Here is a 23,686-nt window from a genome sequence, read left to right on the forward strand (position 1 = left end):
ATAGAAAAATTTGAAATTATTATTAGTGTTATTCATCTCGGATATTTTTCGTGATTCTGCCGCATGTAGATATTGTACGAAAGCAATATTTGGATTGTAAAATATCAAGCCAATGAAAATACTTTTGCAGCATAAAATATTTATAGGATACTTTCTTTTAATGGCGATCATTGGCAGCATGGTCGCTATTGTTCTGCACGAGCGTAGTCGTGTACAGAAAATAGAGAATGAATCAATCGCTATTTTTCAAACCCAGCACAATATCAATACCACACACCGCTATGTGACCACGTTAGTAACTTATGGTGAATCCGTCATGGTATGGAATGATGAGGATTCTGGGGCTTACCGGGAACGACGTGTACGGACTGATTCCATGCTGCAAACATTACGTACACAATGTAAGGATTTCATACAACCCGAACAGATAGATTCTCTTCGTACATTGTTAGCAGCTAAAGAAGACCATCTGTTTCAAATAATGGAAGCGACCCGAGAACAAAAGAAAACGGATAGCCTTCTATTTCATCAAAAACCGACTGTAACGACACAGACAACCACCCGGACCGTTACCCGAAAGAAGAAAGGTATCGCCGGATTCTTCGGTGGCAAGGAAACCGTACAGATGCCGGTTGTTACAACCAGGCAAACCGCACCGGATAAGGAACTGATCTCGTTGTTGAATAAACGGAAACGGGACATAGAAACTTATACGGACAGCCTGCGGTTGTGCAATAGGGAACTCAACCGGAAATTGCGTTTACTTATTACAAGTCTGGATGAGCAGACATGGAACGCCTTCAGGAGCAAGGAAGAGCGTCTGAAAGCTTCCTACGAACATTCGACTTTGGTCATTACCGGCTTGATTATATTCTCAATCATCCTGTTGTTCATTTCGTATCTTGTCATACAACGGGATATTAAGGTCAAGGCAAAAAACAGGAAGCATCTGGAAGAAACGATAGAGCAGAACATCGCGCTGTTAGAAATGCGGAAGAATATCATCCTGACAATCTCTCATGACATCCGCGCCCCTCTGAACGTAATCAGCGGCAGTGCGGAACTTGCCGTGGATACCCGTGAAAAGAAACGCAGGAACACGCACCTGAACAACATCAGGATCGTGTGCCGGCACGTTGTACACCTGCTTAACAACCTGCTGGACGTGTACCGCCTGAACGAGGCCAAGGAAACCCGCAACGATGTGCCGTTCAACCTGAATGCCCTGTTGGAACGCATTGCCTTCGGCTTCTCCCACGTAATCAATAACAAAGGCATCCTATTCAATCACGATTTTACCGGTACCGATGTCAAGCTTTGCGGTGACGTGGACCGTATCGAACAGATTCTGGACAACCTGCTTAGCAATGCCGTCAAATTTACAGAAACCGGCACAATCAGCTTGAATGCTCGTTATAACAAAGGGGAGTTGGTGTTGGAAATCAAGGATACCGGCATAGGCATGAGTGAAGATGCGCTTTTACGTATCTTCCGCCCGTTTGAACGATTGGGTTCCGTCAGAAACGCGGAGGGTTTCGGATTGGGCCTGCCGATAACAAAAGGTCTTGTCAACCTGCTTGGCGGGACAATAGACGTGACGAGCGGCATTGACCAGGGTAGCACGTTCCGTGTTACACTTCCATTGAAAACCACGGATGAAACGGTAGAGAGCGAGAACTTGATAATTCCACATCCGGCACATTTGCCTCGGAATGTACTTGTCATTGATGACGACACGATGCTGTTGAATGTGATAAAGGAAATGCTGGAGCGTAACGGGATGAATTGTACTACCTGCGTAACCTCCAAGGACGTGGTCAAGGCGATGCGGGGCAAGGATTATGACCTGCTGCTTTCCGACATTCAAATGCCGGGTACCAACGGTATTGATTTATTAACCCTATTGCGCAACTCGAACATCGGAAACTCCCGTACCATCCCTATTGTAGCCATGACCGCACGCGGAGACAGGGACAAGGAAGCTTTTCTCCATGCCGGATTTACGGACTACATCTATAAACCGTTTTCATCCTCGGAACTGCTCGGCCTGCTTTCGAGGATGAAGACAGACAGGCGGGAGAAAAAACCGGAGGTTGATTTCAGTTTGGTCCTTTCAGAGGTCAATGACAAGCACAAGGCACTGCTTTCTCTTATATCCCAATCAGAGAAAGACCGAGAAGAACTTGATGCCGCCATGAAAAACGGCGACAGGCATAAGTTGCGTGAAATCACCCACCGTATGCAACCGATGTGGGAGTTCCTACGGATGGAAGAGCCCCTGCTGGCTTACCGTGCTTTGTTGAAAGACAGTAAAACAAGCGATAAAGAGTTAAAAGAATATACCCGGCAGATAATAGACAGCACCGCCATGCTCATCAAGGCGGCGGAAGCCGAGATAAAAAGACTGACAAATGAAACGGAAGATACTGATAGTTGAAGACAACGTGGGGCTGTCGCAAATACAGAAAGACTGGCTTTCCCGGGCCGGTTATGACGCTGTGACAGCCATGAGCGAGCCGATAGCCCGCTCGTTGATACGCAAAACGCAGTTCGACCTTATATTGTCGGACGTGCGTTTGCCGGAAGGCGACGGCATTTCCCTGTTGGAATGGTTGCGCAAGGAGAAGAAAGACATCCCGTTCATCATAACGACCGAATTCGTTTCCGTCCCGGACGTTGTGCGTACCATCAAACTGGGAGCCAGGGACTACCTGCCCAAACCGGTACACCGGGAACATCTGTTGGAACTGGCGGAAGATGTGTTCCACCCGGTAGCCACCGTGAGAAAGCAGGAACGGCAGTTGTTCCGCCGTATAAGTCCCATGATCCTGAAAGTGGAGAAATTCGCCAGACTGGTCGCCCCGTCCGATATGTCCGTGATGATACTCGGGGCCAACGGGACCGGCAAGGAGTCGGTGGCGCAGACCATCCATGACAACAGCGAACGGTATGGCAAGCCTTTTGTCGCCGTAAACTGCGGCGCATTGCCACGCGAGCTGGCAGTCTCGCTGTTCTTCGGGCATGAGAAAGGCGCGTTCACCGGGGCGGACACGGCAAAGACCGGATATTTTGACCTGGCGAAAGGCGGTACGCTGTTCCTTGACGAGATAGGCACGATGCCGCATGAAATCCAATCCATGCTGTTACGAGTATTGCAGGAGAATGTATATACCCCGATAGGAAGCGGCAGGGAACGGATTTCGGATGTCAGGGTCATTTCCGCGACAAACGAGAATATGGAACAGGCCATCAAGGAGGGACGGTTCAGGGAAGACCTTTACCATCGTCTGAACGAGTTTGAGATCCGGCAGCCCTCCCTGGAGGAATGCCCGGAAGATATCATTCCGTTGGCGGAGTTTTTCCGTGAACGTTTCTCGAAAGAACTGAAAAGGACTACGCAAGGATTTACCGAAGAGACCAAACAGAGGATGCTTGCCTACCGGTGGCCGGGCAACGTGCGTGAACTCCGAAACCGTGTCAAGCGTGCCGTACTGGTCTCTGAGTCTCCGATGCTTGACGTGGACGGATTGGAAACAATTGTTTGTGTATGTAGAAATGAGGAAACAGACACACTTGCAATCCTGCCTCTGAAAGGTGAAGCATTTGAGAAAGAAAGCATTATCAGGGCTCTCAAAGCCTGCAACGGTCACCGGGAACAAGCGGCTGGAATGCTGAACATCAACCCGGCAACACTGTACAGGAAGATGAAGAAATACGGGCTGAAATGAATTTAACGACTAAAAATAGTGCAAATGTCACTGAATATGTGTACTTTTGCACTTAAATAGCAAAAAATGCGGCGTACTGTCTAACGGGCAGTCGCTGTTTATATATAGACATAAGACCGCAAGCGTCCTAATGGGAATCTGGTAAATTTAGTTATATCTCAAAATTTCACATCATAATATCTTGTAAATTAATAGTTTATATTGTGATGTGTTTTTATCAAGAAACAAATTAGGAACAGAAACACGAATTATCTTATTTTCTTGTTTTTTTGTTTGCACTACCTTTCTTTCTCTTCACTTGTTCGTACTTTGAGTATTTTTCCAAGTCTTTTCACACGATTTTCATCCTCTCGCCAAGAGTGATTGTTGCAGTCATCTATGGATGAATAACCACAGCCAAAAGAAAAAAGGACAAATCTCTGTTTCTTTCAAGGAACATTGTTTTTTGCAAAGGTAACCATTTCCCTCAAAACACCTATACAGGCAGTCCAATATATCTGCCTATATTTAGTTTACTTTAGTTTAGCATATATATAAGCTAATAGACTAAACTAAACCTTTACCGAAGTTCTCCCCCTTACTTTTATATTCACAGTCAAAAGAGAAGATAATCGCACCGATATTTTCTTTTTTCGCTGCATCCCAATTTTACGGAAGTTCCTTTTATCGTAACTTCTGCCATAGGCATTCTATCCTCGCATCCCAACTTTCGGTCTGCCTGATGAGAATTGTGTCGCAAAGGTACTTGTCATGTCTTTCTTGTATTCAAGGTCACAGCCTGACGGTTCCCGACAAAATCTCCACGCTCCGCTTTGCAGAGGTCGTATTTGGTCGTGAAACCCTGCATAAAGAGCCATAACACCTTTTGAGGCGACATAATTTTCAATCAAGCCCGAAAGTAGCTGAAATGCTAAAAGAGGGAAAATAAAAAACTTAAAACTTAGGATTATGGCAAACTATGCAACAAACATTTTCTACGCAAGGACGGAAAACAAAGCAGACCTCGACAAGATAGAGGCATTCTTGGATGACACTTTCGACGGCTTTGTCAATAGACACAGCGATAGCGTGGATGCGGAGTTTACCTCTCGTTGGGTTTATCCGGAAGAAGAAATCGACAGACTGATAGCTTCGTTGGAAGCCAAAGACAAAACTTATATCAAAATTCTGTCCTACGAATTTACAGACGAATACGTGAGCTTCAGAATCTTCTCACAGGGGAAATGGGATATCAAGTTGTAACCGTAAAATGACATGACTTATGTACGAATACGAAGAAAATAGCGAAATTATAGGTGCGCACTGCACCTTGCTTACCCCCTATAAAGGCTACTCTGAGGGAACAGTTGTCGGCGACTTCGGCAATAAAATAGTGGTGCGTCTTAGTAGTGGCAAAGAGGTGGTCGAGTATCGTGATGAAGTGATTATTTACGATTAAATACAAGAGCGATGCAGCAGATAGCAATGAAATTCGTCCAATGGGACGTACCCGAATTAGAGAAGCTGAAAGACAGCAGGGTTTACCAGTTACGGGAACAACTTGATAACGGAGACAAGTTGAGCCGTGAAGACAAGAACTGGATTACCCGAAACGTGAAAGAGTGCATCCATTTCAAAAGAGGTATCGCATTGATGGGCTACTTCTTTGATTTCTCCGATGTTCTCAAACGATATTTCGTAAAACAGCACGGACATATCGCCGAGTATTACGCCATTGACAAAACAGCGTTGCGCTCTGTCCTGTATGGTCGAATAGAAGACATAGTAGAAGTAGAATTAAAATCAAAGAAACATGAAAGCAACGATTGAGCATAGCTTTTGTCCTTATTGTGACGAGGTAACAGAACTCTACTTCCGTATCATCAACACGATTCTTTTCTCAACCGATGAAGCGGAACTGCGTACCGGCATGGAACGCCTACAAGAAAAAACACGCCTTGATGATTATTTCGTCTTCGGCTATGGCAAGCATCACCTATGGGTTTGCCAAAGACGTCCCAGTAATCAAAAAAAGATTTTCGAGCATCGGGTAATCATGGCAGAATTTTGATGATACAGGCAGGCAGGAACGGGATAATCTTCCATTCCTGCCACGCCGCATTCCCTTTTTTACATCTATCTCTCTCTTTTGGCTGCGCCATATCCTTTTGTAAAAAACAGCCATTCGTGAAAAGCTCCGTCCGCTTTTCCGAAAAGCAGGGTTCTTTCCTTTTTCCCTTTTGTCCCCTTTTCTTTCTGCCGGACGGGAACATGGCAGTACCCCGATATCCCGTTCCGCCTTTTGTCGCCACTTCGTTGATATTCCCTTCTGCGGTACCGCAACCTGTTGTCAGTTCAGTGTTCTGTTTGTAGCCACCTCAATTCAGTCCGACCGAATTACACGAAAATACCTGCCGATTCTGCGGACTTACAGCCGAAACGCGCACCATTGTGCCGGTGGACGGATTGCACTTTCACTTCCCCTGCAACTACGGTTTTCCGCTCATTTTCAGAATAGTTTTCCGCCGAAGTCATCATCATTTTCCGATGCAAAGATAGTATGCAGACGGGAACGACTTTGGAAGTCTTGACCAATGGCGCAGCCGTACAATCTTCCTTTATCGAGCCTTCCGGTTTTGCCTACGGACAAAAATAAAGAGTATTGATGCGTCCGGCCTTGGTGCATCCCCTTAACTGCACCTACTTTTTGAGGCAGCGTAAAATTGATTTAATAACTTCTAAAAACAATTCATTATGAAAAAGATTGAAAACAATTTCGTAGTAACCGGTTTCGTAGGAAAGGATGCAGAAATCCGTCAGTTCACCAACGCAAGTGTAGCACGTTTCCCTCTGGCAGTAAGCCGATTGGAGAATAATGGCGAGGAATCCAAACGCGTTTCCGCCTTTATGAATTTTGAGGCGTGGCGTAAAAACGAGAACACCGGGTCGTTCGACCAACTGACCAAGGGTACGATGCTGACCGTCGAGGGGTATTTCAAGCCCGAAGAATGGAGCGACCAAAGCGGTGTGAAACACAACCGTATCGTGATGGTCGCCGTCAAGTTCTATCCGCCCGTCGAGAAGGAGGAAACTCCTGAAAAGCCGGCCAAACCAGCGAAAAAAGGCAAGAAATAATCCTTGCCTTATCACGACAAAAGCGGCCTTCGGGTCGCTTTTGTTTTACTCATTACGGTGTTGTTGCACCATCTGTACTTTTATACTCTACTTGTTCTCTTTTACCGCATTCAGAAATGCTTTGGCAGGTTTGAATGCAGGGATATTGTGAGCGGGAATTTTAATTGTCGTATTCTTCGAAATGTTCCGGGCCGTCTTTTCAGCTCTCCGTTTGATGATAAAGCTACCGAACCCGCGCAAGAACACCTCGTTTCCCGCAACCATCGACTCTTTTACATTTTCCATGAATGATTCTATCACAGTCATCACCACCGTTTTCTCTATTCCGCTCTGCCGTGAGATCTGAGCGACAATTTCCGCTTTTGTCATATTGTTCTTGATTTTTATGAATACGGTGCAAAATTAACAAATATCTGCCAGTTACAACAATCCGGAGTTATTTGTCATCCCGAAAACTGCTTTTGCTGAATCCTCCGAACACGCCCCTCAAAAGCCTGCCCACTACCAAGAACACCAGCAATAAAATTATAATATCTCCCATAGGTCTTGTTTTTATATAGTTATATCCAACTTAAAGATACGAAAAAACGATGAATTACGCAAGCAATCTATTGATTTTCAATATCCATATTGATTTATAAGTTCTATTTCCGGATGCCCGGCACTCGTCCCGGTGTTCGGTTAAGCTGAACCTTGTATTTATTGAGAATGCTGTACACGGTGCTTTTACTTTGGACACCGCTTTCTTTCCAAATATCACGGATTGAATACCCATTGTTATACATATCCACGATTTTTTTGTCCCGTTCAGTTTTACTCATACTTTTTTTGGAAATCGGAATACTGATACTCTGCTGCAGGCGTATAATTTTATCCGACGACTTCCGCAAAACAGCCACTTCCTCCGGTAATGCCCCGAACATGGCCAATACTTCCGCCGGTGTCGTGTCCGGAAACAATTTGTTGTCGGTGTCAATTTTATCGTGAATGGAGATAATACGCACGACCTTGATGCGGCATAGCTCAATCAATGCCGATAGTTCCCGTAAACCACGAACGGCATTGCTGAATTTTGACATCACCAATTCGTCTCCTCTTTCAAGATTCGACATCAGTTGTTTCCATCTCGGCCTAAGCGTCTCGTGTCCGACCGATTCTTCAACCACCTGTACACACCCATATTGGCGCATCCATTCCTTATCCGCATCAAACGCATCGTAGGAATTAGCCTCGAATATATAACCGACTTTTGCCATATCAATATACAATATTCATGATAACAAGTGCAAATATACAAGTTTTATTCGAGTATATGAATCATACTATATTAAAAAACGAAAATCGTACATTTCCACGTGTTTTATCTTCACTTGTTTTCATTGGTAATCATACTATTAAGTACGATATTAAAAAATGCACAAAATACGGTTTTTCGGATGCGAAGTATCAAAAATAATATATAGTTTTGCACTAAATAGTACGAAATGATATAGTATGAAAACATTAAAATCGAACTTAAAACAGCCGATAATCTTTGCCAAAATAATTGCCGTTTCGATTGCCATATTCCTATGCGCGTCATGCGACAACGGCAATGGCAAACGATTGGCGAAAGCCAAGAATGACCCTGCCGGAACATACAGGGAATACCTGTCCGACATACGCAGGCAGAAAAAACTCTCCATTAAAGAATTGGCCGGACACCTCAAGCAATGGCAAACATTGAGGGATTCCGTATTCCTGCATCTCGAATGTGATACGCTTGGCCGGCTTCATTCCACTGTAAGAGAAGAGTGTGAACAGATACATGATTCCATCCGCATGGAATTTTCACGGATGGTGCTGTCTCAAACACGCACTTATAAGGATATACTGTGGGTAAAAGAACAAATCTCACCGCATCTTGAAGACAAAGAGTTGCATCGTGCGGCTGAAACAATCCGACCGTTCTTTGCCTCATTGGATAACCGGCCCGTCAGTCAGAGAAACCGACAACACATTCTTGCCACTTATCGAACTACCCTTGCTGAAACGATTGATTACGGTATTCATTGTATGGCAGACCTGACGACCTTTATCGAAAAGGAGGATGCCGTGTACCGGGCATTCCTTTCACGTCTGCCTGATTTCGACGGCGAGAATCTTTCCGACATCACTCATGACACGGAACGATGCTGTGCACAGATATTCCTTGCCGCCGAACGGAACGACATCACCTATCGCAATGCCATGATTTATCTGGCCATGCGCACCAACCGCAGGCTGATTCAGAATATCCGAACCTGTATCGACGACATCTGCAATAAAAAAGTCAAGACACCGGCACAGGCACAAGCCTACATCTGGATGCTTCTCCAGCCTTATTCGTCGTTGGACGGTTTCTGCCTGGCGTTGCTTTCAGCCGAAGAAAGAGAGCAACTCGATATGCTTGCCTCGCAGACACCCGACGCTTTCAGGGAGTTGGGCAGGATGCTGCACCCCGGAGACAACCGCTTGGACGAGCTGCCCGGAATGCTGATGGAGGCATTCATACACACGCTGTAAAATATAACAACAGAAAAAGATATGAATATGTTACGACATTTTTATAATGACTTCATGGCATTCGTCCCCCTGCAACTTCCGCAGTTGCTCGATGTGACGACGATGGAAGAACCGCAGTTCTACGGCGACTATGTGCTGCTTACGTTTCCGTTGCGCACCCCTTACGAACTGGACGAAGTAATGGATATGTTCGAGGACGACATGGAGTTGATCACGCTCTACCACCATATTCCGATGCGGACGGAAAAATTCGGTCACAGCACTTGTGCATACTCGAATCCCGCTTTCGGACAGATGTTCAAGATGAACGCCAAGACGGATACGGAGGGCAATGTAAACAGCATCCTTGTCACCATCTATGATTCTTTGGAGCAGATGTACGGGGACTTATGCCTCGACTTGGAACTACACTCCAAAAGCGGGTTCCTGAAATACAAGAAAGACAAGTCCGACGTGCTGATGAATTTTATATGAGAAACACCTTATACCGACAGATGGTCTATTGCATCAATGCCTACCGGACGTGGATAGAGGTTGCCGATGACAATCTCTACAAGGAGCATATCATCTCAAGAACCGACCGCACCGACTACCTCGTTTCCCGTACATTGGTACTGCGTGCCTTCAAGACGAACGGCATACACGCCGAGGGTACGACATGGACTATTCCCGAACACGAACTGGACAAGGCTTTGGCCATCTACCGAAAGCAAGACATTACATTCAAGCAGCGCATCAAGAAAGCGGCCATGTACTTTTCGCCCAAGGATGCCGAAACCCTTATCCGGCTGGCGACATACGGTATTGTCCAGTTGGAACTCATTGTGCGTCCCACTCCCATACCCGAAAAGCCCTATTACTTATGTTACTGAATATCCTGCTACTCATTTTCTGCGCGATACCTTTCGGGGTATCAATGTCATTGTACAAGAACAACAAGCGGTTCATGACACCCTTTTACATGGCAATGGCACGAAGCGGCAACGCCCGTAAACTGTATGTGCAAGTATGGCTGATATGCCTGCTTCTTTTCCATTATGTATATGCCTGTGGACATATGGGTGAGTTTGGAATCCTACTCTCTACCGGTGTCTGTGCCGCAATGTTTTCGTTCCGACGGACGGACAACTGGTTACGCAGGTTGCTTGACCGCCCCCGTGCATTTGTCACACTCGCATCGGGCGCACTGGTCATCGGCTTTGTGCCGCATCTGTACACCTTGGCGATAACCATTGCCTATCTTCTTCTGGCAGCCCTGTTCTATCCCTCCGTTCGGGTCATGTCCGAATGCAAGGATACGGACACACTTTCCGGATGGGCAAAGCATCCCGGAATGTTGTCAGAATCCTATCACGAGAATCATCACGCAAATCTGCCGCATGAAGCGGACAGCGGCAACACTGATATATCCGCACAATATGAATCATTAAAACCGAATGAAAATGAAAAATAACCAAAAGATACCTGTTTCCATATTGGCAGACAGGGAGGTATTCGAATATCTCAAGGAGAAAGGGGATGAACGCAAAACACGCACCGAAGCGTACTGTGACCTGTTGGACAAATCACTGGCAGGTTTCGTTTCTCCGTTTTTAAGAAAGAAGGCCTACGTGCTGCAACCCAACCAGTGCCACCTGACCGTTTCCGACCTCGCATCGGAGTGGCATTGGCACAGGGCTACCGTCCGTTCTTTTTTGAGTGCAATGGAGGCATTCGGTTTGCTGACCCGCATCCAGCTTCCCAAAAGCGTGGTCATTACCATGACCGTACAATCCGGTCAGGCAGCACAGCCCCGCAATGCACAGGAGCAGCCGGACTTTGCCAGACAGCTCCGTGAGGTATTGTCCGATTGGGTAATCGGCAAAACGACCGCTGCCGAAACTGGCGTAATATGTGGACAACTCGTAAGTCTGGCAAAGACTGAAATTGCCGACCGTGACACCGGACTCTGTTTGGACACCCATTCCAACACGACCTCCGCACATTCCGGCACTTTGGTCACGGAACATCGTGAAACAGCCTTGTGCTGCATCGCCCACGCCGCCCTGCAAAAAATCCTGCACAAGTCGAGATTCGATGACAGTTCGCCGCTTGTGGATTTCTTCCGGTTTGACCTCGGTGAAGAATGGGCTGCTTTCATCGAGTCCGCCAAAGACCTCGCCGGGCTGATTCTCGACACCGAGGCATCAGTGACGGACTTCGACATGGACGAAGACCAAGAACGCCTCAAATCGCTTCGCAAACCTTTTTTATCGCTTCTGGCAAAGGCACAGGCGATGGTGGATTGAACCGGGAGTCGAAAACAGATTGTATAACGCGAACAATCCACCTCCATCCCTTAACGGTTATCCTGCCGGTTATAGGAGGCACACGGGCTTGCCCGTCTGCCACGAAACAAAGGGAAGGGGGAGCCTAATACCCCGATAGGTCTCCGACCGTCGGTAGGCTGTCCGGGCAAGCAGCAAGCTGGGACAGGACGGATTGTCCAAACAACACGAAAAGAGTATGGCAGATCAAAAACAGGTACTTGATATGCAGGTGTCGAAAGGCATCACCGCAGCCCAAAGCAACGAACATTTGCGTGACCGCAGTGAAAGGGCGGAAAAGTACGCTATGAATAAGGGGAATTACGACCCCACACGCAAACACCTGAACTTCGAGATTGCGCCCGGAGGCAAGGTACGTCCCATTGACACGAGCCGCAACATTCCCGAACGGATGGCGGACATATTGGAGAGGCGTGGAATCAAAGACCCCAACGAAGGACTGGCAGAACCGAAGTACCGCACGGTGGTGAACTTCATTTTCGGCGGTTCCCGTAAGCGGATGCACGAACTCGCGTTCGGCACGCAGAACGTGGATTTTGATGAAGGTGCGAACAATACCCGTATCAAAAGAATGAGCGATATTGAACGCTGGGCGAAAGACGTCTATTCATTCGTGAGTGGCAAATATGGCGAGCAGAACATCGCCGCATTCATCGTACACCTTGACGAATTGAACCCTCATGTGCATTGTACTTTGTTGCCAATCAAAGACGGCCGCTTTGCGTACAAGGAAATATTCGCCGGAAAGGACAAGTTTGAATACAGCGCAAGGATGAAACAGCTTCATACCGACTTTTTCGCCGAAGTCAATACAAGGTGGGGAATGTCGAGAGGAACAAGCATATCCGAAACAGGCGCACGGCACAGGACTACCGAAGAATACCGCCGTATGCTATCGGAAGAATGTACGACCATCGAGGAAAATATAGACCGCCACCAAAAGGTGCTGGCAACCCTTCAATCGGACATCCGTCTGGCAGAGCGCAGGGTCAAGGGGCTTACGACAATGGTCGATAACCTTGAGAAGTCGAAAGCCGAAAAAGAGGCTCTGCTATCGGCAGCCGAACAGGATTTGAAAGCGAACAAGGGCGATGCGGAACAATTAGCCGCACAAGTTAAAAGTCTGGAGAAAGAGCTGGCAGGCATCAACAGGCAACTGGCAGACAAGCAGGAGAAGTTACAGACGGCTGACCGGCAGCTTGCCGAGCTGAAAGAGAACATGGATGCCATTGAGGAACGTACCGGGGAACTCAAGGAGGAAGCCTACAAATACTCCCATGATATACATTCCAAAGTGGACACGTTGCTCAAGGATGTCCTGCTGGAAAATGTGGTCGGCGAGTATAGGAACGTATCGGCACAGATGGACGTGGCGGAACGGCAACTGTTCGACGGCTCGCTCGTCCAGTCCATAGCGGAACAAGGTACAGACGTGATGCACTGCGCGACGATGCTGTTTCTCGGTATGGTCGATGATGCCACCACTTTTGCCGAAACTCGTGGCGGCGGAGGTGGCGGCAGCGACCTGAAATGGGGGCGCGATGAGGACGAGGACAACCGTGCATGGGCACTCCGCAGCATGAGGATGGCGAGCCGCATGATGCGTCCGGCCATTGGCAAGAAACCCAAACGGTAAGTGGCATACGTCTCATGACAAATCAAAAAGTATAACGAATAATATCATTGGAATATGACGAAACAAATCTTTTTTATATTGGCCGTGCTTTGCACGTTGCAGGCACAGGCAAGTATACAACCCGTACAGGTGGATACTGTACAACATACACCGTACTATAATGTCTCGGAGGAACTGCAACCGATACAGCCCGTCTATCTTGACGGAGTGGTACTTCCGGCATCCCTGACTGGCAACTGGTTTGTCAGTATTGCCGGGGGTACGTCCGCCTTTCTCGGCACACCTCTCGGCTGCGAAGACCTCTTCGGACGCTTGAAACCCTCGTACAGTTTCGCAGTCGGAAAATGGTTCACTCCGTCCGTCGGCGCACGTATCAATTACAGCGGTGTGCAGTTCAAAGATGGAACATTGTCCAATCAGGACTACCACCATATCCATGCGGATCTGCTGTGGAATGTCCTTGGCTGCAGATATGCCCGGCAAGAACAGGTACGCTGGAATCTTGCTCCCTTTGCCGGTGTCGGCCTGTTGCACAATGCCTCTAACGGGAATAATCCCTTTACTGTTTCGTATGGCGTACAGGGAGAATATCGGATTTCCAAACGAGTAAGTGCCATGTTGGAACTCTCCGGCACGACCACCTTTCAGGACTTCGATGGTTACGGACGCCCGAACCGCCTCGGCGACCACATGGTATCGCTGACCGCCGGTTTCACGTTTCATCTCGGAAAGGTCGGTTGGAAACGCGCGGTTGATGCGACATCTTACATTCGTCAGAATGAGTGGCTCGTGGATCATGCCAATATCTTATCCGGAGAAAACAAGCGTTATAAAGACTGGTACGACCGCAACCGACGGACGGTCGCAGAATTGAAGAAAATTCTGGAAATAGAAGGATTGCTTGACAAGTACGGTCATCTGGTTAATGACGATGAGACCGACCGCCGTCAAGGTTATCCCAGAAATAATTACAGCGGATTGAACTCACTACGGGCAAGATTGAAAAACCGGCATTGGGATGGAATCTCGCCGCTTGATTCTGCAAGTATTGGATATGGCAACAACGGAGATGATGCCGAGAAACCGGGCATAATCGTCTCTGAAAGGACGGAACTCATACAAGCCGGGAATTGCATCGGGTCGCCTGTCTATTTCTTTTTTAACCTCAATACGGCGCACCTGACGGATGCTTCCCAAATGCTTAACCTTGATGAACTGGCTCGCGTGGCCAAGAAATACGGATTATCCTTGAGAGTAACCGGTGCGGCCGACAGTTCGACTGGAACTCCTGTGCTTAATGGTTCATTAAGTACATCGAGAGCGGATTATATCGTTGCAGAATTGAAAAAGCGTGGCATACCGATCGAACGCATCGTCAAGGTAAGCAGAGGCGGCATAGCCGACCATGTACCGGTCGAAGTCAACAGGCATACGAAAGTAGAGTTGTTCTTTTAGTTTTTACATTCACTTTCATCGAGTCCCTCAATCTATAATTCGGATTGCAGGGACTTTTGTTATCAATGAGGGTAATAAGATTATAGGTTTCCTGAATCCTGATTACGCTTCGTATGACTGATAATATTTTCTGCCGAATTATGAAATAATCCGCTTACAATCACAAGATATTCCGGTAGAATACCATCCTTTCCCCAAAGCAGCTCTATCCCGAAAAGTTCCGAGAGTGTTCGTGTCATATCGAACCCGAATGCTTCAAGCGAGGGACGTACTTTGTCCGGATGCAGGCAAGGACGGTTGCATTTGCGGGCGCATTCGGAATCGGGACAGTATAGGCATTTTCCTACATAGGCGAATGCCTGACCTCCGTATCTGTGCTCCATTTCCAGCAATTCCCTTTCTATCCTGAGCCGTTCCGGTTTAATCAATTCCTGCGTTCTGTCTATCGGAATATTTTTCTCGACCGGAATTATTTTCGTGGCCATCAGGTGGGCATATTCATATTGGCGCAGAAATTCTCCGGTATCGAAATCGAACGGCGGGCATCCCCAACTATTACCGTAGTTGGGGCATTGTTTGCAAAATTCGACAAAACGTTTTTCGTCCCGGAAGCGTGAAATATATTCGTCCACGCTGATATTTGCTGTGAAATTCTCTATGATATATTCCTTAGTCATTGTCCCACTTTTATGAATCCTGTCGTGGCATCGAACGTCACACAATTATTTCGGAACAGCCGCTCGATGCAGCCGCTCCGGCGCATCTCTTCGGTCGGCATATACGACAACTGGGGTGGGTCGATAAGGGCTATCGCATCGGCAAGCGAGAGGGCGATATCCAGCTCGTGCGTGGAAAAAAGGATGCACTTGTTTTCTTCATGCGCCAGCCGTGCCAGCAGTGTACACAATTCGTAGCGGTTGGGCATATCGAGAAACGAGGTGGGTTCGTCGAGCAGGATAATCGGCGTATCCTGCGCCAACGCCCGTGCGATCATGATGCGCTGGCACTCGCCGTCCGACATCTTGTCCATCGTGCGCTCCGCATAAGCCTCCATGCCCACCGAGGCGAGCGACCGCATGACGATCTCCTTGTCGACCTCCTGCATCTTTCCAATCCAGTTGGTATAGGGTGCGCGGCCGATAGCCACGACATCCTTGCATTTGAGATTGGCGATGCGTGTGCGCTCGGTCGTGACGAATGCCAGCGTTCTGGCCATTTCTGCTGCTCGCATATCGGCGGCGTTATGCCCGTCGAGCAGGATTCGGCCGGTATAACGGCGGTTCAGTCCGGCGATGGCTCGAAGCAGTGTCGATTTGCCCGTGCCGTTGCGCCCGATAAGGGCAGTCAGCCTGCCCTTTTCTATGGTGGTTTCCACCTCGCAGAGCAAGGTGCGCTCGCCGTAGCCTATGGAAAAATCGTGTAACTTTATCATGCGGTGACGGATTTATTGCGCAAGACCACCCACACCACGATGGGGATTCCCAGCAATGCGGTGATGGCGTTGATCGGCAGGGTGAACATTTTAGAAACGAGGTCGCAAAGAAGCAGCACCGCCGCACCCGAAAGAACGGTTCCCGGTACGAGTACCCGATGGTCGCTGTTGCGGAACAGCATTCTCGTGACGTGGGGCATGGCCAGTCCGATGAAGCCTATCGGACCGCAAAAGGCGGTCACCGTACCAGCAAGCAGCGTCGTGGAGAGGAACAGCAGCCCGCGCGAGCGTCGGATGTTCAGCCCCATCGTCACGGCATACTCCTCGCCGAACAGCAGTAAGTTGAGCGGCTTGATCGTCACCACCGCCAACAACAGTCCGGCGATAATCGACGGGACGAGTACCGCAAGCTGGTCGAAGGTCACGTCGCCGAGCGACCCCATCGTCCAAATGACAAAGGCTTTCAGGGATTCTTCCTTGCTGAGATATTGCAATATCTGTACAATCGCGCCGACTCCCGACGAGAACATCATGCCGAGAATCAGAATCACCATGATGTCCTTGATGCGGTGGCCGACGGCGGCGATGACGACCAGCACGAGCGCCGCTCCGAGCCAAGCCGCCCCGGCAATGCCTATCGACGAACCGAAGCCTGCAAGCACGACGAGTGCCACGCCGAGGCTCGCGCCCGAACTGATGCCGAGCACGTAGGGGCCGGCAAGAGGATTGCGGAAGAGGGTTTGCATCTGAAGACCGCTGACCGACAGAGCTGCTCCGGCCAGCAACGCGACCACCGCCTTAATCAGTCGGATATTCAGTATAATTTTCGCCGTCGCCCGCGGGCAGTCGCCGCCCGTCAAAGCCGCCCATACATCGCCGAGCGGTACGGCGACTGCCCCCACCGCCAAATCCAGCAGAAACAGGAAAAGGGTGAGGGCGGCCAGCATGGCAAACAATATGGCGGAACGGGAGCGCATCTATTTCAGTTGCTTGTAATAGACGAAATCTTCCTCGACCAGTTCGGGGTGGAATATCTTCACGAGGTCTCGCAGCACGAGGTCGGGATTTACGACCGCCGACTCATAGTAGTCGTTGCCGCCAGCAGCATTGGTGCGGGCGTTGTTGTTATAGACCTGTCCACCACGGAAACAGCGGGTGTCGATGAACTTCGGGCATGCGGCTTTCAGTTCATCAAGCGTGTTCGCCATCCCCACATGCAGCCACATATCGGCTTGCGAGGCCAGCAGATACGCCTCTTCGAGGTCGATGGGCGCGGAAGCGTTTCCTGTGTTCTTCTTGTAGATGTAATCGCCTCCGGCATCTTTGATTAACCGGGCGACATAGCTTTCGGTCGAGGGCATGAACCAGCTGTCGCCGTAAGGCGTGTTGAGCATGACTGACGGAGCGTCGAGGATATTGTCCGCTACTTTCTTTTTCAGGACATTGTATCTGACGGGGATTTCCGCGAATACTTTTTCGCCCTCCGCCCGTTTTCCGATAACCTCCGAAAGTGCCACCAGCCATTCGGCTTTGCCCAGCGGAGACTCTTCGAGGTAATCGCCGACATACATGAACGGGATATCCAACTCTTTGAGCTTACCCTCCATCGAGCTTGCCCCGTTCACGCCGTAAAGCAACACGAGGTCGGGGTCAAGCGAGAGCAGCAGTTCGTAATTGATGTTCCCTTCGTAGCCCACATCTCCAACGCTGTCCCGCCGTGCCTGAATGTCGGGATTGGAGATGTAGTCGATGCCTGACACGCCGACTACGCGTCCCGTTTCGCCGATTGCGTCGAGCATGGCGATATGGGTCGAGGACATGCAGACGATGCGCTCGGCATCCCCCTTGAGCATCTGACCGGTGAAATCCGCCGGAACCTCTTCGTCATCACGGGCAATGAACAGGTTCGTAGTGATGCTGTCGGCGCCCTGCCAAGGGTTCGTGACGGTAACCAATACGCTCTTTTTGCCGTCTGCACCTTTTATGTCAAACCCCGAAGCGTATTCAGGTGTATAGACCGTTCGGTTGAAATCGGCGAGTTTTGAACTTTTATTGTGGCAGCCTGTGAATGCCAATACAAGTAGCAACAGCAGGCTTAAATTCTTTAATGCTTTCATATCGTTACATATTTGTATTTTCGGACTTTTTCTTGTTTTTCCCGAACTTCGGGGTAATGCCGATGAAGAACTCGAAGTTGATGCCGGGCATGGGGCGCGAGAGTACCGAAAGGTAGTCCTCGTTGAAGAGGTTGTTGACGGCGAATTTTAACTGGATGTCCACCGGTTTGAAAAACAGGTTTTTCTCCAACGAGACATTGCTCATGAAATATTCGGGCAGGTGTCCTGTCAGCGTATAGTCGTTGCTCGACATGGTGTAACGTTCCGAGTAGAACGCCCATTTGTAAAGGAACGCCCAAGTCCGCCACGACAACCGTCCGGTCAGCGATGCGGAGTGCTTCGGCACGTAGGGTAACTGCTTGCCCACTGACTGGTCAGCAGGCGACATCTTCTCACCTTCATTGATGGAGGGTGTCCACGAATAGGACCCGTTCAAGTCGATGAGCCAATCTTTCGCCGGCTGCACGGCGAAGTTCGCTTTGACCTCGACGCCGTAGGCGTGGACCTTCTTTACGTTGCGGGGCGAGAAGAAGCCCTTGGTGGTGGGCAGCCAGATAATCCAGTCGTCGATGTAGGAGTCGAACCAGTTCGCACCGCCGCTCAACTTGTAAATGCCTTTCTTGCCGACATCGAAACTCACCCCGGCATCATAACTGAAACCTTGTTCGTTTTTCAGGTTGGGATTACCTCCCGGCAAAAAGTATAGGTCGTTCAGAGTTGGGAAACGGTAGTTACGCGATATGGATGCTTTCAGCATCACATTTCCTTTCGGGGAAATGATACCGTCAATGAAGAAAGCCGGAATGAGTGGAATCCAATCGGAACCATACATCTCTTCCCGCAGTACCACCGACATACCCAAGCGGTCTATCGGCTGCCACTTGGCAGATACGGAGCCGGAAAGTTCCACGCGTCCTTTGTCATAGCCCACGATGGCTTTGCCTCCGTCCTGCAAGATGATATTCTTGTCCTCACTGCGTACCAAATGCTGGTGAGCCGATACGTTAGCGGTGAAAAACCAACGTTTTGTCGGACTGTATTCACCTTCAGCCTGCCCGTAGAACGTATTTACCTTGCTACGGGAACGGGTCATCGACGCCCAGTTATCAGGTGCGACCTCACGCTTGTAGTCGTAGGCCATCCATGTGTGTATGTAACCGCCTTTCACGCCGAGTTTCCAGTTGCTTTTGATATGATCCCACGAAAGGACACTGCGGAAAGTCTGTTCCCGCTGGCGGTTCTCGAAGTCGGTTGCATCTCCGTAGTCGGTCGTCAACATCGGAAGTTCCCGGTTGGAGTTGATATACCATGCGTTCAGGCCTAATTTGTCGCCTTTGCGGGTGTTGTAATAGACCTCTTGAAGCAGGTGCAGGTCCTTGAACGCCCCGGAGCGGTTGCGCTCTTTAGGGTGATACTGCCCGATGATGTTCTTGTCCTCGTCGTAGATGTTTATCTTCTTGTCGTGGTTGGTGTACTTGTAATCGTTGGGCGAGGAAGAATAGACCGCACGGGTGGAGATGTGCCACCGCTCGCTTCCGTAGGTGAAGCGGGCGAACTCGTCGAATGTCCGGAACGATCCGATGCCCTGCACGTACTGGGCGTTGAACCCTTCGGCAACGGTGGGGGTGGTACCAAGCTTAACCAGACCGCCCAGTCCACCGCCAGTCTCGTTCACCGATGAAGTACCGTGCAGCAGCGATGCGTTGTCTATGAAGTAGGACGGAATGGTGGAGAAGTCTGTCATGCCGAGCATGGGGTTGTTGATGCGCATGCCGTTCCATGTCACTTGCGTGTGTGAAGGCGACGTTCCTCGGAACGCGACGGTCGAGAGCGTGGCGCGTCCGTAGCTCTTGACGAATACGGACGAGTTGAACGTCAGGATGTCGGCCATCGAGAGGGCGATGTTCTCTTTCAGTGCGAGTGAATCGAACTTCGTCTTCTGCACACCGATTTCTTTCATCGGCCGATGTCCGATGACCGTGACTTCCGGTATGGTAAGATGCCAGTCCGACCGCTTTTTGCTTTCCGTCTGCTGCGCGAAGAGTGTCGTGGGGAGACATGCTGCCAAAGCGAAGAACAGATATAGTCTTTTCATATTGCCTCCTTTCTTATTTCCAACAAAATGCACCGGGGATAATCCCGACATAAAATTCATCTATCAATTTCCCTTCGGGCGAGTAGCGGTAAATCATGCCCTGCTGCTGGTAGTCGATGGCATCGGCGATGTATACTTCCCCGTTGGCGGGGTTTACCGTCAGTCCGTAATAAATCGTGCCGCTGTATTCGAGGAACGGACGCACCGGCACATGGCTGGCTGTCACGTCCATGCTCCAAATGGCCTTGTTGATCCAGTAGAGTTTGTCCCTGTCGCCATTGAGCTGTACCTCCGAGGGCCAGTCGCCCAACTTGAACTTGAACTGCTTCTCCACCGTGAATGTCTCGGCGTCGATGCGGTAGAGCGACGGGGCTTCGTAACCGTAGGGGCTGCCTTCGTAACCGCCGTCGGTCACCGTCCACATCTTGTTGTACTTGTCCATGACCAGCGATGTCGGTTGTATGCCGACCTTCAGTTCATCGACCACTTGGTCGGTTTCGGTGTCGATTTTGATGATGCGGTTCTGATACGACCAGCAGTTGCAATAGACGTATTTGCCGTACTGCACCATCTGCTCCGTCGAGCCGCTTTCCATCGTCATGTCCGGCACTTGAATGTAGCCGGTAATTTCATATTTCTTCGGGTTGATGATGAAGATGCGGTTGTCCCACAGTTGGGTGACGTAGGCTTTTTCGTCGCTTAGGAAATGAATGTAGCGCGGCGAGGTCAGGTTCTCGATGCGTCCCACCTCCTTGAAGGTGTTCAGGTCGATGGCGAAAATCACGTGGGAGTTGTTCACCACGACCCAGCCCTTGTTGTCGTAGATGGTCATCGACTGCGCCACGTCGCCGAGTTTCATGCCGTTGGCACGGAAGAAGATTTCGTTCTGTACCTGTTTGGTCGCAGGGTCGTAATAGGACAAGGTAGCATTGCCGTACTGGAAGTTGCCCTCGTTGGTGATGAACAGTCCGGCTCCCGTGGCATTGAAGTCTTCTACGGCATCGCCGTAGTCCCACTTCATGCAGGATGTCAAGGATAGTGTCACTCCGACAACTACGCTCCATAGCAGATATTTCAATTGGTGATAGGTCATACCGTTATTTTTATAGTTAATCCCCGGTAGTCTTACCTTACGGTAAGCATACCGAGGATTGGCAGAAAACTTATTGTTTGGTTATCTATTCGGCAGGCTTGTACTTCCCGTCTTTCATATCTTGGTATGTGGGGTTATAAGCACATTCTCTGACAGACCATTGAGATTCTCCTGTTAGAACATTGTTTTCAAACAGGTATTTGAAAGAACTGAAATCGCTAACATCTCCTTGCCCGCTTATACTAATCCCTTTTACTGATTTGAGACCTGAAAAATCAATGGACAAAATACCATTAGAACCAAAATCAGAATACGGGCATGTTATTGAAAGATTTTCGGATATTGATTCAACGGTAGGATAAGACACCTCATCAGCCGTCATACCCCATACAACAGTAGATGTTACAATATTAAACAGTCCGTTTATCGTTTTTAATTTGGGACATAAAATATTAGTAACATCAATCTTAAACTCAATTTGTGTATTTGCTCCATCCGTCCCAATGCTTTCCAAACTGGTAAACTCAATATCATTCTTAAGAAAATCAGTCGTAACCGAACATGAACCGAGAATTTTTTTCAATGACGGGAAGGTAATATTATTTGCATTCGTATTATTTTCTAATGTTAAAGTACCTCCTATTTCCTGCAATTTAGGAAATTCAATTTCCGCACCCGTATCAACACTTCCCGAATTCAATGCAATAGTCATATTTCCTGCCACACGAATAAATGGCATAACAAATTCTTTTACATAAAAATAATCTTTGCATTGGAAGTCGCCCTCTATATTTGAGATTCCCTCAAGAGTCAATTCGGTCAATCGACAATTTTTAGGAAGCAGAAGAAGGCTACCGTTAAATGTTTCCGAACCTACGATTTTATTTAGTTGCTTACATTGTAGGGTAAGTGTATTCCCGTTAAAATTTATCTGGGACAAATCCAGTTCTTCTATGAGCAGATTACTTAAAGTCATATCACCGAGTACATCTTTCAAAGAAGATATATTAAACTTATTGACTTTATTCGCATCCACACTGGTCTCTCCGCAGGAAATAAGACCGGGAAGTTCAACAATGGAAATCTCTTTGCAATTTTTTATAGTCAGTCCTCCAACCGAATGTAATTCGGTCATTGCAAGACTTCCGATGGAGGACATATCGGAGAATGAGGCAGTACCGGCCACACTTTCCAATGCCGGTAGATAAATTCCTTGCAGTTTGGGAAAATATTGGACTGTAAGTTCATTCCCGACCCGTTTGAGCGCTGAGAAAACAATGGCTTCGGTTGTCGCTGATTCTTTTTGTGCTACCGAACCTTTGACAATTAAGGAAGCTCCGACAGATTCAACGGCATTTGCATCCAAATCAAGTAAAGCATCGGAAGTTATATACATATCCTCACCAATGAACTCGACTTTGGGTATAGATATTTTTTCAATGACAGAACTGTTAACGACAAAATCACCGGTCACTCCAAGCAAAGAGGGCAGATTAACCGTTTTGAGCATTATGTTTTTACTGGCAGAAGTTGTCGAACCTAATTTGAAACTTCCGAGTTGTTCCAGATTATCCAACCCGGTCAAATCCGTTCCTTTGTAAGACGGATTGATGACAAGGGAGTTACTGATTTGTTTCAGGTTGGCAAGTCCGTCCAGATTGGTGATTTCTTCTCCGTCTGCCGTTCCGATGGTCAGGCTGCCTTCGATTTTGTTTATTCCTGTCTTTGCAAAATTATCAACCTCGGCTTGCGTGGCAAGTACTACGCTGCCGCTCTGTTCGATGTCTGTATATTGATAAGTATAGGAATATACTTTGCTATCCTGCATTTTGGAGGTAACTACGAATTTCCATTCATTCTCCCAATCCTCTATGGTCGATGGATTCGGGTTAATAGAGGCTCCCTCGCAAAGGGCATACTCTACGGTAGCCCCTTTCAGACTGGTATTATAAGGTATCTCAACTGTAATCTTGTCCCCGACTATCATGGCTTGATAGGTAATGCCATCTACAGTTAGAGCAAACTCGGAGATGAAGTGATCCTTGCCGTCTATTCCGCTTACTTCAGGGTCGTCATCACTACATGCAGCAAGGCAGAGCGTAGCGAAACAGAATAGGATGAAATGATATATTTTGTTCATAATGA

The 23,686-nt window shown here is 48.4% G+C and carries 24 protein-coding genes; 14 read left to right on the forward strand and 10 right to left on the reverse strand.

The features are described 5' to 3' along the window. Positions 1-112: 112 nt before the first annotated feature. From L0M98_RS13890 to L0M98_RS13915, 6 genes are all read left to right on the forward strand, one after another. Entirely contained in the window at positions 113-2,437 is a 2,325-nt protein-coding gene (locus tag L0M98_RS13890) for an ATP-binding response regulator (protein ID WP_008766696.1), read from the forward strand. Further along, positions 2,412-3,728, forward strand: coding sequence for a sigma-54-dependent transcriptional regulator (locus L0M98_RS13895; protein WP_172774807.1), 1,317 nt, complete (start codon positions 2,412-2,414; stop codon positions 3,726-3,728). Before L0M98_RS13890 ends, L0M98_RS13895 begins: the two co-directional genes overlap by 26 nt. A 948-nt stretch (positions 3,729-4,676) precedes the next feature. Beyond that, positions 4,677-4,970 carry a hypothetical protein gene (locus tag L0M98_RS13900; protein WP_005680037.1) on the forward strand — a complete coding sequence of 98 codons (294 nt, stop codon included), beginning with the start codon at positions 4,677-4,679 and terminating at the stop codon, positions 4,968-4,970. 19 nt (positions 4,971-4,989) lie between these two features. Beyond that, positions 4,990-5,166 carry a hypothetical protein gene (locus L0M98_RS13905; protein WP_005680036.1) on the forward strand — a complete coding sequence of 59 codons (177 nt, stop codon included), beginning with the start codon at positions 4,990-4,992 and terminating at the stop codon, positions 5,164-5,166. An 11-nt stretch (positions 5,167-5,177) separates the two neighbouring features. After that, a complete protein-coding gene (locus L0M98_RS13910) occupies positions 5,178-5,537 on the forward strand; it encodes a hypothetical protein (protein ID WP_005680034.1) in 360 nt (119 codons plus the stop codon). Next, positions 5,521-5,778 (forward strand): hypothetical protein, encoded by a 258-nt coding sequence (locus tag L0M98_RS13915; protein ID WP_005680032.1) that lies wholly within the window; start codon positions 5,521-5,523, stop codon positions 5,776-5,778. The genes L0M98_RS13910 and L0M98_RS13915 overlap by 17 nt, the downstream gene beginning before the upstream one ends. Here the strand turns inward: L0M98_RS13915 and L0M98_RS13920 are convergent. Then, entirely contained in the window at positions 5,762-6,019 is a 258-nt protein-coding gene (locus L0M98_RS13920; RefSeq protein ID WP_008782444.1) for a hypothetical protein, read from the reverse strand. The two genes, L0M98_RS13915 and L0M98_RS13920, sit on opposite strands and share 17 nt — an antisense overlap. A 442-nt stretch (positions 6,020-6,461) precedes the next feature. On the opposite strand from L0M98_RS13920, the gene L0M98_RS13925 reads away from it, so the two are divergent. Further along, on the forward strand, positions 6,462-6,842 hold the full coding sequence (locus L0M98_RS13925; RefSeq protein WP_005680031.1) for a single-stranded DNA-binding protein: 381 nt from the start codon (positions 6,462-6,464) through the stop codon (positions 6,840-6,842). 87 nt (positions 6,843-6,929) lie between these two features. On the opposite strand, the gene L0M98_RS13930 is transcribed toward L0M98_RS13925, so the two are convergent. Beyond that, entirely contained in the window at positions 6,930-7,223 is a 294-nt protein-coding gene (locus L0M98_RS13930) for an HU family DNA-binding protein (protein ID WP_255204174.1), read from the reverse strand. A 263-nt stretch (positions 7,224-7,486) separates the two neighbouring features. Continuing rightward, the gene (locus tag L0M98_RS13935; RefSeq protein WP_005680028.1) at positions 7,487-8,098 is read right to left on the reverse strand and encodes a recombinase family protein; all 612 of its coding nucleotides are present in this window, start codon (positions 8,096-8,098) and stop codon (positions 7,487-7,489) included. A gap of 238 nt (positions 8,099-8,336) precedes the next feature. Between L0M98_RS13935 and L0M98_RS13940 the strand changes: the two genes are divergently transcribed. The 7 genes from L0M98_RS13940 (at position 8,337) to L0M98_RS13970 (ending at position 14,804) form a co-directional block, all read left to right on the forward strand. Further along, entirely contained in the window at positions 8,337-9,386 is a 1,050-nt protein-coding gene (locus L0M98_RS13940; protein WP_005680026.1) for a hypothetical protein, read from the forward strand. Between the two features lie 27 nt (positions 9,387-9,413). After that, positions 9,414-9,860: a hypothetical protein gene (locus tag L0M98_RS13945; RefSeq protein WP_005680025.1), complete on the forward strand. Its 447-nt coding sequence runs from the start codon at positions 9,414-9,416 to the stop codon at positions 9,858-9,860. Further along, positions 9,857-10,258 carry a hypothetical protein gene (locus tag L0M98_RS13950; RefSeq protein ID WP_005680024.1) on the forward strand — a complete coding sequence of 134 codons (402 nt, stop codon included), beginning with the start codon at positions 9,857-9,859 and terminating at the stop codon, positions 10,256-10,258. The genes L0M98_RS13945 and L0M98_RS13950 overlap by 4 nt, the downstream gene beginning before the upstream one ends. Then, positions 10,249-10,839 (forward strand): hypothetical protein, encoded by a 591-nt coding sequence (locus L0M98_RS13955; RefSeq protein WP_005680023.1) that lies wholly within the window; start codon positions 10,249-10,251, stop codon positions 10,837-10,839. The genes L0M98_RS13950 and L0M98_RS13955 overlap by 10 nt, the downstream gene beginning before the upstream one ends. Continuing rightward, a complete protein-coding gene (locus tag L0M98_RS13960) occupies positions 10,829-11,674 on the forward strand; it encodes a hypothetical protein (RefSeq protein ID WP_005680022.1) in 846 nt (281 codons plus the stop codon). Before L0M98_RS13955 ends, L0M98_RS13960 begins: the two co-directional genes overlap by 11 nt. A 217-nt stretch (positions 11,675-11,891) precedes the next feature. Continuing rightward, complete coding sequence (mobV, locus tag L0M98_RS13965; RefSeq protein ID WP_007482776.1) at positions 11,892-13,349, forward strand: MobV family relaxase; 1,458 nt, start codon at positions 11,892-11,894, stop codon at positions 13,347-13,349. A 54-nt stretch (positions 13,350-13,403) separates the two neighbouring features. Continuing rightward, positions 13,404-14,804, forward strand: coding sequence for an OmpA family protein (locus L0M98_RS13970; protein ID WP_005680020.1), 1,401 nt, complete (start codon positions 13,404-13,406; stop codon positions 14,802-14,804). Positions 14,805-14,884: 80 nt separating this feature from the next. Here L0M98_RS13970 and L0M98_RS13975 read toward each other — a convergent pair whose 3' ends face one another. From L0M98_RS13975 to L0M98_RS14005, 7 genes are all read right to left on the reverse strand, one after another. After that, the gene (locus tag L0M98_RS13975) at positions 14,885-15,481 is read right to left on the reverse strand and encodes a DUF2284 domain-containing protein (protein ID WP_008765501.1); all 597 of its coding nucleotides are present in this window, start codon (positions 15,479-15,481) and stop codon (positions 14,885-14,887) included. Next, a complete protein-coding gene (locus L0M98_RS13980; protein WP_004320578.1) occupies positions 15,478-16,236 on the reverse strand; it encodes an ABC transporter ATP-binding protein in 759 nt (252 codons plus the stop codon). The genes L0M98_RS13975 and L0M98_RS13980 overlap by 4 nt, the downstream gene beginning before the upstream one ends. Further along, the gene (locus L0M98_RS13985) at positions 16,233-17,213 is read right to left on the reverse strand and encodes a FecCD family ABC transporter permease (RefSeq protein ID WP_004320577.1); all 981 of its coding nucleotides are present in this window, start codon (positions 17,211-17,213) and stop codon (positions 16,233-16,235) included. Before L0M98_RS13985 ends, L0M98_RS13980 begins: the two co-directional genes overlap by 4 nt. Continuing rightward, entirely contained in the window at positions 17,214-18,353 is a 1,140-nt protein-coding gene (locus L0M98_RS13990; RefSeq protein ID WP_004320576.1) for an ABC transporter substrate-binding protein, read from the reverse strand. 4 nt (positions 18,354-18,357) lie between these two features. After that, a complete protein-coding gene (locus L0M98_RS13995) occupies positions 18,358-20,448 on the reverse strand; it encodes a TonB-dependent receptor (RefSeq protein WP_227216627.1) in 2,091 nt (696 codons plus the stop codon). 13 nt (positions 20,449-20,461) lie between these two features. Then, the gene (locus tag L0M98_RS14000) at positions 20,462-21,541 is read right to left on the reverse strand and encodes a glutaminyl-peptide cyclotransferase (protein ID WP_004320571.1); all 1,080 of its coding nucleotides are present in this window, start codon (positions 21,539-21,541) and stop codon (positions 20,462-20,464) included. Between the two features lie 85 nt (positions 21,542-21,626). Continuing rightward, positions 21,627-23,681 (reverse strand): DUF4971 domain-containing protein, encoded by a 2,055-nt coding sequence (locus tag L0M98_RS14005; protein WP_227216626.1) that lies wholly within the window; start codon positions 23,679-23,681, stop codon positions 21,627-21,629. Positions 23,682-23,686 lie beyond the last annotated feature (5 nt).

Source organism: Butyricimonas sp. DFI.6.44, assembly GCF_022132345.1.
GTDB classification, from domain to species: domain Bacteria; phylum Bacteroidota; class Bacteroidia; order Bacteroidales; family Marinifilaceae; genus Butyricimonas; species Butyricimonas muris.